The following is a 13,916-nucleotide window of genomic DNA, read 5'->3' as shown; positions in this document are numbered from 1 at the left end:
ACGTTCTCTCAGGATGGGCGTAAGGCATCAGGGATTTAACAGCTGCTGGGATTTAACTTAAGTATAGACGATGGTTCTGTCCACGGTGGATCAGTTGATACTAGCGCCGTGAGATAAACAGGGCTTTACACCGAGGGCAAAGCATGGCCTGATTGCGCCGGATTTTTGCCATCGGTTGAACTGATTTGAAACCACAAACAGTGCAGACAACAGTGGCAGTAGATGCACCGCTGAAGAATTTCATTGCGTAATTGATAATAGACATAACCATTAACCTTTCAATGAATGAACTTCACCGTATCACATATGGTTAAGTTTTAATCTGTTTATTTTGAGGCCCTGAAATTCAGGAGAGGTAAATGTTCGCAGCCACAGGCCCTCTGGGACCATTGATCCGACAGAATTCTATGCGGCTTCCTGGGATGAGTAATTCTGATTCGCGGGAGTTAACGGCTGAAATGTGAAGCAGAACGTCTTTTCGTCCATCAGATGGGATGATGAGGCCTTTACCACTGAGAATGTCAAAGCTTTTGACAATGCCTGTCATTTTATGGGACAAGTCAATTCCTTATTGAAAACACGTAAAGACTATACATTCAAAATAGTATATTGCCACATTTAATTTTCCTGCAGGACTTCTGGATGGCTAAAAAATAATTTGCTTATATCGATTCCCTGTGCCTTAATGAATCCTGTTAGTTCAATGTACAAACGAACGTTAAACATTTTCTGGTCAGTCCTCATTACCAGGCGCTATCGCTGATATCCCCTCTTTTTGAGTCATACCTTTAATACTATACGTTTACTATTAATACTATCATGTATAACGGGAGTCAGTATGTCTACAAGAATTAAAGGTTTGGTAAAATGGTTTAACGAAGATAAAGGTTTTGGTTTCATTTCACCTCTTGACGGAAGCAAGGATGTCTTCGTCCATTTCTCCGCGCTCCATGGTGAGAATTTCAATACCTTATTTGAAGGGCAGAAAGTTGAGTTCGCCATGCAGAGTGGTGAAAAAGGGCCTGCTGCTACAAACGTAATACTTTGCGATAAATGAAGATTTGTGGGCCTGCGACAACGATGAAGGATTATTCCTGAGTAGACAGGTCCATAAATTAAATCAGAGAAAGTCGGTTATTTTTAATATCAGGTCAACATGTTTTTCGCAATTATGAGTGTGCTGACCGATGTGATGAAGTGCAGGACTGCTGCATGAAAGCATGAAAGCATGAAAGCATGAAAGCATGAAAGCATGAAAGCATGAAAGCATGAAAGCATGAAAGCATGAAAGCAGAAGTCAACTGATTGTTAAATAATAAAATATGTAAGAGTCGAGGCTGCCTTCGAAATCATCACGTCCCTGATTGTATTTTAATGGCATCGTCATTTAACATCACTGATAGAAGAGAGTGACGGGAAAGACTAACAGAATTATGGTGGCATATGATAAAAGTACTCGTTTTCTTTAATACCGAATCCTGTAAAGTCATGACCGTTCCGGAGGGGACATCCTCAATCAGACAGGAATACCCAAACGGTGAAGAAACACATCTACAGATTATGTCTGCAGGCTTTCCTTCATTAACCGGTGATCATGATGTTATTTACGTAGCCTCTGACAGACAGTTAATGTCACAGGAAATTCTCGATGCGTCCCGGAAATATTTATAGCATTTTCGTTATGTTCTCTGCTTCAAATTTAATTGCGTATTTACCCTATTTATCAGAAGCGAACAAAAAATGAGTTAAAATCTTTGTGGCTTGCTAATAGCAGGCCTTTTTTTACATTTTCATTTTTAATAATCGTTCTCATATAAGGAAGTCACTCTTTGTGCACTGACAAAATGCAGATATCTTTCTAACCTGATGACTTTGCTGCTGGAATGTTCATCATGCACGACTGAAGCCGCGAGTCATGGGGGGATACCTAAATATTTACCGGGAGGAACCCGGCATCATATTGATACATCCAGACAATGCAGCAAGGGCTTTTTCACCGGATATTCCATTTTCTGACCCAGTAAGTTATTATCGAAAAATTATTATTTATTTCCGCTTTTGGCATTAGGCGCACGTCTGGCTATGTGCATTTGATTGCCTCAATCAATTATTCCCCTGATTTTTCACATTTTTTTACGGCGCGCGTCACTGCATGCCAGATAAATTTGTCTGCGGGCACGGTGCCATCCGCATCTAACTCCTCTGACTCTTTCCCTCCAATGTCCTGCCTCATCCATTATCTTGCTGCTTCTGGCGACAGTACCAGAGGCTGGTGGTCGTGGATATCTATTAGACCTTTTTCTGTTGCTGCGGTGACGATCAGAAAGCCTTCTGTTTCGTCTCCACGTTCAAATGGTGTGCTTCCGATTGCCGCCATGAATATCGGCTGGCCATCGGCGCGATGGATAAAGTAGAGTGGGTTGCTTCTTGTCACCTTCTTTCTTCCATTCGAAGCCCCCATCAGCAAAGCAGATCGCCCGGCCATGTTGCCATAGCGGCTTAAACATCCTGCCGGTGACCACAGTTTCAACACGCGCGTTAATCAGTGGAGCCTTATCCCACCACCCGGGCGCATAACCCCAGAAGACAGGATCGATATGCAATTGTTCGCCGCGTTCGCTCAGAAGCAAAACTTTGGTACCGGGCGCGACGTTATATCGACTAATCGGCGCCGGGTCATATGCAATGTCACGATCGGCATCATCTGCAAGGTAGGACAGATAATCTTCACAGGTCATTGACTGAGAAAAGCGTCAGCACATATCAACCTCCAGTGGTCAGACTGGAAGTATAGAAGGTGTGGAGGAAACGTAGGAAGGGAACTCCGACAGCCATCTAACTGATGACTGTCGGAGATGACGTCAAAAACAATGTGTACAAAATTGTGTATTAAAATCAGGGAAATCGCACAATTGAAAAAATTTAACTCATTGTTTTTAATTGATAAAATTATTTAGTTTGTAGCTGCTATCGTAGGGCATACCATTCCTTATGTTTCAGCGGGTTAGCCATGGCACCGAGGATATCGGAAATCACGTTGACGATAATGACCAGTGCGCCAATCACCATGACGCCGGCGGAAATCGCCGCATAGTCCTGCTGGCGGATCGCGTTGATCAGCCAGCGTCCCAGTCCGGGCCAGCTGAACACCATCTCGGTGATCATCGCCAGGGTGAGCATGGTGGAAAACTGCAGGCCGAGGCGCGGGATCACCGGCGGCAGGGCGTTGTGCAGTACATGGCGCAGTAAAATTTTGCGTCGCGACACGCCGCGGGTGGCAGCCGCTTTGACATAGTTGGTGTCATACACCTCGCTGGTGCTGATGCGCATCAGGCGGATCACCTCGGTGGTGGGCGCCACCGCCAGGGTCAGCACCGGCAGCACCATATGCCGTGCGGCGCTGACGATCATCTCATGGCGCCATGGCGAGTCCGAGATCCAGGCGTCAATCAGCGCAAAACCGGTGACGGTTTTCACCTCATACAGCAGATCGAAGCGGCCAGAGACCGGAAACCAGCCAAGAGTCAGCGAGAAGAAGAGGGTCAGGAGCAGCGCCAGCCAGAACACCGGGATCGAGAAACCAACCAGCGCGACGGCGCTGATCAGGGTATCAGGCCATTTGTTGCGCATTACGCCGGCGATCATGCCCACCGGAATGCCAATCAGCAGGGCAAAGCCGAAGGCGAGGATGCACAGCTCCATGGTCGCCGGGAACACCTCGCGCAGCTGCTCAGAAATCAACTGGCCGTTAATGCTGGAGACGCCAAAATCCCAGTGCAGCACCCCTTGAAACCAGAACAGCCACGCATTCCACAGGGAGGCGCCCTGTAGCGGCGCATGAGGGGTGAAATAACTCAGGCTGAAGCCGATAAAGGTCAGAAAAAAGAGGGTGACCAGCAGCAACAGCAGACGACGCAGGGTAAAAATAATCATGGTTTTTTCACCTCTTCGGTTTTCTCCCGCGATACGCCAGCGAACGAAGCGTTACCGAAGGGGCTCAGCACGAGGCCTTTCATATCATAGCGATAGGCCTGCAAACGCAGCGAGGAGGCCAGCGGCAGGACCGGCAGTTCGCGGGCGAGGATCCGCTGTGCCTCTTTGTAAGCGTCCATCCGCGAGGAGAGCTGTTGCGAAAGCAGCGCTTTTTGCAGCACGTCATCAAATTCCCGGTTACACCAGTGGGCAAAGTTGGTTTGTGAGGCGATCGCCGCGCAGCTCAGCAGCGGCCGGAAAAAACTGTCCGGATCGTTACTGTCCGTCGCCCAGCCGGAGAGCGTCAGGTCATGGTTCATGTCCATCAGCCGCGCCTCCTGGAAGCGCCCCTCCACCGGCATGATGATCACCTTGACGCCAATCTGCGCCATATCCGCCTGGATCAGCTCCGCCGTTTTCAGCGGGCTGGGGTTCCATGCCTGAGAGCTGGTGGGCACCCACAGCTTGAGGGTCAGATTTTCCAGCCCCAGGGCCTTCAGGCGGGCGCGGGCTTCCTGGGGATTGTACTCAGTAATTTTAGCGTCGTTATCGTAGGCCCACGAGGCGCGCGGTAGCATGGATGCCGCCGTCTCTGCGGTGCCGTAGTAGATGGACTGCATCAGGCGCTGGTTGTTAATAGCCAGCGCCAGCGCATGCCGCACCTCAGGGTTGTCCAGCGGCGGCTTGGCGGTGTTGAAGGCCAGCCAGGCAATGTTCATTCCCGGGCGCAGCGTCAGGCGCAGGCGCGGATCGTCGCGCAGGATCGTCAGCTGGCTGGCGGCGGGCCAGGCCAGCACGTCGCATTCCCCGGTGAGCAGTTTCGACAGTCGGCCGGTACCACCGGAGCCGAGGTCCACCACCACCTGCGGCATCAACGGTTTGCCGCGCCAGTAGTCGGGGTGACGCTGCAGACGGATATATTGCCCGGAGCGGTACTCGGACAACTGGAACGGACCGGTACCGACCGGCTGGCGATCCAGCTGCTCCTGGCGGTCGTCTTGCGTTAAGCGGGCGGCATATTCGGCAGAGGTAATTGACGCATAGTGAGTGGCCAGATGCCAGAGGAACGAGGCGTCCGGCCGCTTGAGGCGAAACTCCACGGTCTGATTATCCAGCTTACGCACACTCTCCACGCTGTCAGCAAACTGCAGACTGTCGAAGTAAGGGAAGCTGCTGCCGTTGACGTTGTGCCACGGATGGTCGCGGTTAAAAATACGACCAAAGGTAAAAATCACATCATCCGCGTTGAAGTCCCGCGTCGGGGTAAACCATGCCGTGCGTTGAAACGGGACATGGCGGCGCAGGTGGAAGCGGTAGGTGGCGCCGTTATCAAGGACTTCCCAGCTCTCCGCCAGCTCGGGGACCAGCCGGTAGGTATAGGGATCGACGTCAAGCAGACGATCGTAGATCTGAGCGGCCAGCGTATCGACAATCAGGCCGCTGCTGACTTTCTGCGGATTAAAGGTATTCACCTGGCCGCTGACGCAATAGACGAAACCGCTGTCGCGGATATCGGCGCGGTCAGGGAGCACAGGGGCGGCAAAGGCCTGCCCACACAGCAGGGAAACGGCTGCCAGGAGAGATGACAATTTCAGGCGCATATTTTCTGTTTGATTATAGAGTTGAACTCTATCTTATTAAGATTTATAGACATTCACCACCGCCTTCAACAAGCCTGAGGGATAATGCGGTTACCGGGAGCGTATAGTATTCAGTCAATTGATTAAAATAGTAGCGGAACCGAGTCTGTATATTGAAACATGGTAACTTTTTATCGCCGATATCGCCAGTCAGGTCTGTTTGGCCGCGGTTTGCCAGACGATGAAACAGACGCTGACGCCGGGGAGATATATTCAGTATAGAGGGGAGAAAGCAGAGGGACTGACGGGCAGAGGGCGAGCCCGTCAGAAAATTAAACAGAGGGTTTCGCTCGCTTATCGTGACAACGTCACTTTTTGGTAATCCATATTCCGCAGGTCCTCCAGCAGCCCGGGGCCAACCGGCTGCCACTGCAATCGCTCACGGGTCCATGCTGAGCTGGCGCGCAGGTCAAGGGCGGTAAACGGCGCAAACCAGCCGAACCAGGCGTCGACCTGCGACTCATCCAGGTGGGTCAGCGGCAGGTTTAATCCCTGAGCAATTACCGTAGCAATATCGCGTAACGCGATCCCCTCTTCGTCCACCGCATGGTAGCGCTCGCCGGCCGCGCCCTGCAGCAGGGCGCTAACGTACAGTCGCGCGACGTCATTGACATGGGCGGCGGACCAGCGGTTGCTTCCCTCGCCGCGCAGGGCCACCGCCCCGTTGGCGACCGCGCGTTCGATATAGCTGGTCAGTAGCCCCTGGCGCACGGTGTCATGTACCTGCGGCAGGCGAACCACCCGAACATCCACTCCCGCCTCCAGCAGTTGCTGACCGGCGAGCTCAGAGGCGGTGCGCGGGCTGGGGTGCCCTGAGTTGAAGAACGACTCCCGGGCCGGGACGCCGCTCCCGTCGTCGCCCATCAATGTGCCGGAGGTGATGACCAGCGGCCGCGCGCTGCCTTGCAACGCCCGACCCATGGTCAGGATCGCCTGGCGGTCTTTCTCGCAGTTGGCGGCAAAGCGGCTGAAGTCGTGGTCGAAGGCGGTATGGATCACCGCGTCAGCGCCCTCGACGCCAGCCAGTAGCGAGTCCGGGGCGTCCAGCGTGCCGCGGTGCACCTCGACGCCTGCCGCTTTCAGGGTCTGCGCTGCGGTGTCGCTGCGCGCGAGGCCGATAACCTGATGGCCCGACGCCTGCAGGGCCGGAAGAATACGTGAGCCGATAAATCCGCTCGCGCCGGTAAGAAATATACGCATCATGGATCTCCTGAACGGGTTTCAGGCGTATCCTACCTGCGATGTCATACTATAAAAGTAGAGACATTATCGGGGTATAAATTCTAACAGGCAGAACCCACAGGCAGATGATGAACACTTCTGACAACCATGCTTTAGGCGATTTTCTCCGCGCCCGGCGCCAGCGCCTCGATCCGGCGACGTTTGGCTTCCCGGCGGGACGCCGGCGCACGCCGGGTCTGCGCCGCGAAGAGGTCGCGCAGCTCGCCAGTATCAGCCCGACCTGGTATACCTGGCTTGAACAGGGGCGCGGCGGGGCGCCCTCCCGCGAGGTGCTGGAGCGGATCGCCTGCGGTCTGCGGCTGACCACCCCGGAGCGCGAGCATCTGTTTATTCTCGCCTTTGGCCATCCGCCGCAGACGCGTCTGACGGTGACAGATGATATGACGCCGCGGCTGCAGCGGGTGCTTGACGCTTTTACTATTCCGGCGATTATCCGCACCGCCAGCTGGGACGTCATCGCCTGGAACGCGGCGGCGGCCAGGGTGCTGACCGACTACAGCCAGCTACCGCTGGCGGAGCGCAACGTACTGCGTCGCCTGTTTACCCGACCTGAAGCCCGCTGCACGCTGGAGGACTGGCAGACGGTGGGGCAGCTTATCGTCAACGCTTTTCGCGCCGACGTCACCCGGATGGGGGCGACGACGGAAACTGACCAGTTGATCGCTGAACTCACGCAGCAGAGCGTTGAGTTCGCCCGTTTCTGGCAAAGCCATGACGTCGCCGGCCACGGAGAAGGCTATAAGCGCATTCACCATCCGCAGATGGGCCCGCTCGATCTGGAGTTCACCTCTTTTGCCGTGGAAGGCCGCCCCGATCTGTCGCTGCTGGTTTTCAACCCGGCGACGACGGAGAGCCAGCGCAAAATTCACGGATTGCTTGCGGGGGCGGGATCCTCGCCGGGAGCGCGCTGAGGCGTAAATTCGTACAGCGCCAAAGCGTTGCTTTCCAGCGAGTCGACCCGCAGCCAGTGTCCGTCAAGCCGGGTATCTTCCACACTGAGCGCCGGACGAGCCCGATGCATCAACCACTGGTAATCCTCAGCGTCGGGGCCGCTGCGGCTGCGAAAGGCGTCGACCAGCGGGAATAACGCGCCATGATGCTGATCGAACAGGTGCTGTTTGACGCGCCAGCCGCCCTCCAGGCCCTGCAGCCGCACGCTGTAGGGCTGGCTGAAACGCTGGATAAAGGCCGCTTCGCTGGAGAGCCAGGGATTGTAGACCACCGTATTGCGCAGCAGCAGCTGGTAGTGCCCCTGGTGGTGAAGCAACAGCAGGTTTTTATCCTGAAACAGGATCTCGCCGCGTAGCCGTCGCCAGAGCCACAGTACCCAGTAAACCGGGCGAGGCAGCCCGTGCAGATAGTGCAGCGCCAGGCTGGAGGTATCGAGCTTCCCGTTAGCGCGGGCTTCGCCCTGGAGGCCTGAATTTAACCAGAAGCCCGCCAGCCAGACCTGGTCCGCCACCCCCAGCAGATTATCCATCAACAGCGCGCCGCGAAAAAAGCGGCCGTTGGTATCCCGCGTATCGCCGGTCAGGGTATTCCAGGAGAGCAGCCACAGCGGCAGGTTAAGCTGTCGCTGGCGCAGGGCGCTGTGGATCTGCCGCAGCTTGTGCAGCGGATAATGTTCGCTGGAGGCCAGGCGGCTGCTGTCTGCCTGCGCCAGATCCAGTTGTTCGTTGGCATCTGCCTGGCAGGCGAGAAAATCCGCCTCCGCCAGCAGCGGTGAGTGAAACAACGGATCGTTACCGGGATCGCTGGGAGCAAAGCGGTGCCAGATCCCCAGCTGCGGCTGCGGCAGCAGGCGGTGAAGAACCTCGCGCTGCTGGCGCCAGGCCGCCTGGCGGGTCGCTTCGCTGGCCTGCGGCGACCAGTGCCAGACAAAGCGCCAGCTGTTGAGCGTGGCCGGCGGAAAATGGTTGGCGGCGAGCAGCAGAAACCGCTGCAGCAGGTCGCTGCGGGTGGTGACGCCGGTGTGGAGGATCACGTTCCAGCCCATCGCCGCCAGCCAGCTAAAAATCTGCTGCAGGTTATACCAGCAGGCGTAGCCGGCCATCTGCGGATCGTCCCAGCCGGTGCCGAACAGCCGGCTGCTGAGAAAGGGATCGTTGATATCGATGGCATACACCGGCAGGGCGCGGTGCAGCTGCTCCAGTTCCCGGCGCACATCCTCCCGTAGCAGGTCGTCCAGCTCGCGCACGGTCACCACCATCCGGGTATGGCGCAGCACAGCGGCGCGCGCCGGGCGATCGTGCAGGTTGATCTCCTGGGTCTGCGGCGGATTGATCGGCAGCGGGGGACTTTCCCGGTCGCGTGGTTCCGGTTCATTGAGGCGAGCATAGAGCCGGTCGACAGCGACCGGCTGCCAGCGGTCGGCCTGCGGCGGACGCGGTCGGGCAAGCTCCCGGGGATGCTGTTCACGATACTGGCGCGGCGTCACGCCGTGCTGGCGCTTAAACAGATCGCTCATCATACGGGTACTGGCGAACCCCTGTTCGCGGGCGATTTGCTGGGCGGGTTTGCGGGTGGTCAACAACTGATCGGCGGCGTGGCGCAGGCGCAGCGCGGTAAGGTACTGAACAAAACTCACCCCGACTTCTTTGTGAAATAAGCGTGACAGCCAGGCCTCGGAGACAAATTCCGCTGCCGCCACCTCCTGCAACGAGAGGCGGCGCTGATAGTTGGCGTCGATCCGCGCCACCACGCTGGCTATTCGCCGGCTCCAGTTCTCCGCCCCGCGGCGCGGCGTGGAGGCGATGGGCTGGCTGAAGCGCGTGGCCAGCAGGAGCGCTATCTCACTCAGCCAGCGGTTGGCCTCCAGTCGGTAATGGCCGGGATGCTTGACCAGGCCGCTCACCAGCAGCTGGCGCATCAGGCGGCGCAGGCCGTCCTCCGCATCCCGGGGGCGCGGCGTTATCTGATAGTCGACAGCAAAAAAAGCGCTGTCAAGGCGGGTCAGCCAGCTGGCGGAAAGGGTCAGGATCATCACTGCGTTGGTACCGGCGCTGCGCAGACTCCAGCGACGGTTGCGGTTAACGATCGCCAGCTCGTCGGCGGCGAGCGGCTGCGGCACACCTTCCGCCTCCGTCAGATTTACGCTCCCCTCCAGCACCCATAGCAGCGTCAGCAGATCGCCTTCTGTCTGGTTCAACTGACGTACATCGCGCACGGTGACGCTAAAGTCGCCTGAATGCTGCTCCACGTGACACTCCTCCGCAGACAAAAAACAACCCGTCATTTTTTGTCATAACTGATATGTATGAAAAACAGTCATTGATTTCTCGTCAATATAAAACAAAAAAGCGCACCTGAAAGCTGTTTCACCCGCATAAACTCGAAAGTGTCGTGCAAACACAACACAGGAATAACAAAAATGACACATCCGTTGCTTGAAGCCTTGCAGGTCAACGAGGCGCAATTTATTGCCCTGCGTCGCCAGTTCCACCAGCAGCCGGAGATCGGCTTTGAAGAACATCAAACCAGCAATGAGGTCGCTCGACTGCTTGGCGAGTGGGGATACGAGGTTCACCGCGGCCTGGCGGGCACCGGAGTGGTGGGCACGCTGCGCGTCGGCCACGGAAAAAAACGCCTCGGCCTGCGGGCGGATATGGATGCCCTGCCGATGCAGGAGCGGAGCGGGAAGCCGTGGGCAAGCCAGGTTGACGGGCGTTTCCACGGCTGCGGCCATGACGGGCACACCACCACGCTGCTCTACGCGGCTGAATATCTGGCGCGCACCCGCCAGTTTACCGGGACGCTGCAGCTGATTTTCCAGCCCGCGGAAGAGCTGTTGTTCGGCGGGCGAGTGATGGTCGAGGACGGTCTGTTTGACCAGTTCCCCTGCGATGCAATCTTCGGCTTGCACAATATGCCGGGTCAGCCGCTGGGCAAGATCGGCCTGCGCGACGGGGCGATGATGGCCTCCTCCGATACGCTGCATATTGAGGTGAAAGGCGTTGGCGGCCACGGCGCGGTGCCGGAGCATACCGTGGATGCCACGCTGGTCGCCTGCCATATCACCCTCGCGCTGCAGTCGATCGTCTCGCGCAATATCACCCCGTTCGAACCGGCGGTGGTGACCGTCGGCAGCATCCAGGCCGGACATGCGCCCAATATCATTAACGATCACGTGCTGATGAAGCTCACGGTGCGCACCCTCAATGAGCAGGTGCGCGAGACCGTGCTGCAGCGGATCCATGATATCGCCGTGGCTCAGGCGGAAAGCTTCAACGCCACGGCCACGCTGACGCACGTCAACGGCAGCCCGGTATTGCGTAACGATCCGGCGGCCAACGCGATGGTGCGGGAGGTGGCGACATCGCTGTTTGGCGCAGAGCAGGTGGGCGAGGTGAAGCCGTTTATGGGCAGTGAAGATTTTGCCTTCATGCTGGAACAGCACCCGCATGGCAGCTATTTCACCATCGGCGCTGGCGATGAGCCGGATCGCTGCATGGTCCATAACCCGGGCTATGACTTCAACGACGCACTGTTGCTGACCGGGGCGGCGCTGTGGTGCGGTCTGGCGGAACACTATTTGCGTTAATCACCGGAAACAGGAGGGCCATGCGATGAGCACTGTCACCGTGAGCGACACCCCCTTTGTCGGCAGCGATCGCCTGCTGGTGGGGATTGTGCTAAGCGTTTTAACCTTCTGGCTGTTTGCCCAGTCGGTGATTAACGTGGTGCCGGCGATGAAAAGCAGTCTTGATATCTCCCTTGAAACCTTAACCCTGGCCGTCAGTCTCAGCGCGCTGTTCAGCGGCTGTTTCGTGGTCGCCAGCGGCGGCCTGGCGGACAAGTTTGGCCGGATGCGGATGACCACCCTCGGACTGGGGCTGAGTATCGTCGGCAGCGCCATGCTGGTGGTCGCTCAGGGGCCGGGGCTGTTCCTGGCCGGCCGGGTGCTGCAGGGGCTGTCGGCGGCGTGCATTATGCCGGCGACGCTGGCGCTGATTAAGACCTGGTATGAGGGGCGTGCGCGGCAGCGGGCGGTCAGCTTCTGGGTCATCGGCTCGTGGGGCGGCAGCGGTCTCTGTTCCTTCGTTGGCGGAGCCATTGCCACCGGGCTCGGCTGGCGCTGGATCTTCGTCTTCTCCATTGCCGTCGCCCTGCTGGCGCTGTTTTTGCTGCGCGGCACGCCGGAGAGCCGCAGCGCCAGCGCCAGCCAGCATAAGCTGGACGTCGGCGGTCTGCTGAGCCTGATTGCCGCGCTGGTGCTGGTGAATTTGTTTATCAGCAAGGGCCATGGCTGGGGATGGAGCAGTCCGCTGTCGTTGACCATGCTGGTCGGGGCGCTGGCGGCGGGGGCGGTATTTATCCGCAACGGCATGCGCAAAGGCGAGGCGGCGCTGATTGATTTTGCGCTGTTTCGTAACCGGGCCTACGGCGCGGCAGTGCTGTCGAACTTTCTGCTCAATGGGGCGATTGGCACCATGATGATCGCCAGCATCTGGCTGCAGCAGGGGCACCACCTGACGCCGCTGGAGAGCGGGATGATGACCCTCGGCTATCTGGTGACCGTCCTGGCGATGATCCGGGTGGGCGAGAAGCTGCTGCAGCGCTATGGCGCCCGGATGCCGATGATGGCCGGGCCGGTGCTGACCGCCATTGCCATCGGCCTGATATCCTGCACTTTTCTCGATAAGGCGCTGTATATCGGGGTGGTGTTCGCCAGCAACGTGCTGTTTGGCCTCGGGCTGGGCTGCTACGCCACACCCTCAACGGATACGGCGGTGGCCAACGCGCCGGAGAACAAAATCGGCGTCGCCTCGGGGATCTACAAGATGGGCAGCTCGCTGGGCGGGGCGATGGGTATTGCCGTGACGGCGTCACTTTTCGCGCTGTTTTTGCCGCTGGGCATGGCCCATGCCGCCCAGTATGCCCTGTGGTTTAACGCCGTCTTATGCCTGGGGGCGATGGCGGTGAGCGCGCTGCTGCTGCCGCGCGCCTCTCACAGCTGATGTTTTTTCAGTAGCGCGCGGAGCTGGTGATAGGTTAACCCCAGCAGCTCCGCCGCCTGCTTCTGATGATACTTCGCCTGCTGCAGACTCCGCTGCAGCAGGCGTTTTTCCTGCTGGAGCTGAAAATCGCGCAGATCCAGCGGCAGAGCGGGCAGCTCGTCCCCGGACGCGGCCTCCGGCACGGAGGCCGCGGTCTGACGGAAAGGGTTGAGGATAATGGCGTCCAGCTCGTGCTCGCTGTCGCCGTGGCGATAGACCGAGCGCTCGACGACATTCTTCAGTTCACGAATATTCCCCGGCCAGCGGTAGCCGAGCAGCGTTGCGGTGGCACGTTCGCTGAAGCCGGGAAACAGCGGCAAACCGAGCTCGCGGCACATCTGAATGGCAAACTGGTTGGCGAGCAGCATGATGTCGCTCTGCCGTTCACGTAGCGGCGGAAGCTGCACCACGTCGAAGGCCAGACGGTCGAGCAGGTCGGCGCGAAAATGGCCTTCCTCCACCATCCGCGGCAGGTCAGCGTTGGTGGCGCACACCAGCCGGACGTTGACCTGCAGCGGCTGGCTGCCGCCCACGCGCTCCAGCTCGCCATATTCAATCACTCTTAACAGCTTCTCCTGCACCAGCATCGGCGCCGTCGCCAGCTCATCAAGAAATAACGTCCCGCCGTCGGCGCGCTCGAAGCGCCCGGGATGGCGCTTGCTGGCCCCGGTGAAGGCCCCGGCTTCGTGGCCGAATAGTTCCGAATCGAGCAAATTGTCGTTCAGCGCCGCGCAGTTCAGCGAGATAAACGGCCCCTGCCAGCGGCTGGAGAGGTAGTGGAGACGGTTAGCGATAAGCTCTTTCCCGGTGCCGCGCTCGCCGATGACCAGCACCGGCTTATCCAGCGGAGCCAGCCGGGAAACCTGTTCCAGCACCTCGAGAAAGCTGTTGGCCTCGCCCAGCAGATTATCCTTGTACTGCGCCATGATGAATTTCGCCATTAAGTAGTGTGATTAACCAGGTGACTGTAGCAATGCCCTGCACAATTCGCAACCACCCTGTTTAAAATCAATAAGATAAAAAGTTGGCACGCCATTTGTATTAGCTAAGCCACAGGTGAATGCCT

12 protein-coding genes and 1 pseudogene are annotated in these 13,916 nt (G+C 57.6%); 5 read left to right on the top strand and 8 right to left on the bottom strand.

All coding sequences use genetic code 11. The annotated features are described in order from the left end of the window. Positions 1–100 precede the first annotated feature (100 nt). Entirely contained in the window at positions 101–244 is a 144-nt protein-coding gene (locus R0140_RS16025; RefSeq protein ID WP_232647432.1) for a YnfU family zinc-binding protein, read from the bottom strand. A 102-nt stretch (positions 245–346) separates the two neighbouring features. Then, positions 347–559, bottom strand: coding sequence for a cold shock-like protein CspF (gene cspF, locus R0140_RS16020; RefSeq protein WP_071787615.1), 213 nt, complete (start codon positions 557–559; stop codon positions 347–349). Between the two features lie 279 nt (positions 560–838). On the opposite strand from cspF, the gene R0140_RS16015 reads away from it, so the two are divergent. Then, positions 839–1,057 (top strand): cold shock domain-containing protein, encoded by a 219-nt coding sequence (locus tag R0140_RS16015; protein ID WP_023279058.1) that lies wholly within the window; start codon positions 839–841, stop codon positions 1,055–1,057. Between the two features lie 386 nt (positions 1,058–1,443). Further along, the gene (locus tag R0140_RS16010) at positions 1,444–1,671 is read left to right on the top strand and encodes a hypothetical protein (protein WP_071787616.1); all 228 of its coding nucleotides are present in this window, start codon (positions 1,444–1,446) and stop codon (positions 1,669–1,671) included. A 432-nt stretch (positions 1,672–2,103) separates the two neighbouring features. Here R0140_RS16010 and R0140_RS16005 read toward each other — a convergent pair. The 4 genes and pseudogenes from R0140_RS16005 to R0140_RS15990 all read right to left on the bottom strand — a co-directional run bounded on the left by R0140_RS16005 (position 2,104) and on the right by R0140_RS15990 (position 6,815). Beyond that, a pseudogene (locus R0140_RS16005) lies at positions 2,104–2,738 on the bottom strand (SOS response-associated peptidase family protein). Positions 2,739–2,967: 229 nt separating this feature from the next. After that, a complete protein-coding gene (sapB, locus tag R0140_RS16000; protein ID WP_008805241.1) occupies positions 2,968–3,933 on the bottom strand; it encodes a putrescine export ABC transporter permease SapB in 966 nt (321 codons plus the stop codon). Further along, a complete protein-coding gene (gene sapA / locus R0140_RS15995; protein ID WP_008805240.1) occupies positions 3,930–5,573 on the bottom strand; it encodes an ABC transporter substrate-binding protein SapA in 1,644 nt (547 codons plus the stop codon). The genes sapB and sapA overlap by 4 nt, the downstream gene beginning before the upstream one ends. Positions 5,574–5,906: 333 nt before the next feature. Then, the gene (locus R0140_RS15990; protein ID WP_162499979.1) at positions 5,907–6,815 is read right to left on the bottom strand and encodes an SDR family oxidoreductase; all 909 of its coding nucleotides are present in this window, start codon (positions 6,813–6,815) and stop codon (positions 5,907–5,909) included. Between the two features lie 107 nt (positions 6,816–6,922). Between R0140_RS15990 and R0140_RS15985 the strand changes: the two genes are divergently transcribed. Then, positions 6,923–7,765, top strand: coding sequence for a helix-turn-helix transcriptional regulator (locus tag R0140_RS15985; RefSeq protein ID WP_008805238.1), 843 nt, complete (start codon positions 6,923–6,925; stop codon positions 7,763–7,765). On the opposite strand, the gene R0140_RS15980 is transcribed toward R0140_RS15985, so the two are convergent. Beyond that, entirely contained in the window at positions 7,720–10,053 is a 2,334-nt protein-coding gene (locus R0140_RS15980; protein ID WP_110185169.1) for a helix-turn-helix domain-containing protein, read from the bottom strand. The two genes, R0140_RS15985 and R0140_RS15980, sit on opposite strands and share 46 nt — an antisense overlap. Positions 10,054–10,224: 171 nt before the next feature. On the opposite strand from R0140_RS15980, the gene R0140_RS15975 reads away from it, so the two are divergent. After that, on the top strand, positions 10,225–11,394 hold the full coding sequence (locus R0140_RS15975) for a M20 aminoacylase family protein (protein WP_032739680.1): 1,170 nt from the start codon (positions 10,225–10,227) through the stop codon (positions 11,392–11,394). Between the two features lie 25 nt (positions 11,395–11,419). Continuing rightward, positions 11,420–12,811 (top strand): MFS transporter, encoded by a 1,392-nt coding sequence (locus tag R0140_RS15970; protein ID WP_032739681.1) that lies wholly within the window; start codon positions 11,420–11,422, stop codon positions 12,809–12,811. Here the strand turns inward: R0140_RS15970 and pspF are convergent. Further along, complete coding sequence (pspF, locus tag R0140_RS15965; protein ID WP_008805234.1) at positions 12,802–13,791, bottom strand: phage shock protein operon transcriptional activator; 990 nt, start codon at positions 13,789–13,791, stop codon at positions 12,802–12,804. The two genes, R0140_RS15970 and pspF, sit on opposite strands and share 10 nt — an antisense overlap. Positions 13,792–13,916 lie beyond the last annotated feature (125 nt).

This window comes from Klebsiella sp. w6 (assembly GCF_033100215.1).
Lineage (GTDB): Bacteria > Pseudomonadota > Gammaproteobacteria > Enterobacterales > Enterobacteriaceae > Klebsiella > Klebsiella variicola.
Note: the sequence above shows the minus strand (reverse complement) of the source record. Positions and strands in the feature narration are given on the sequence as shown.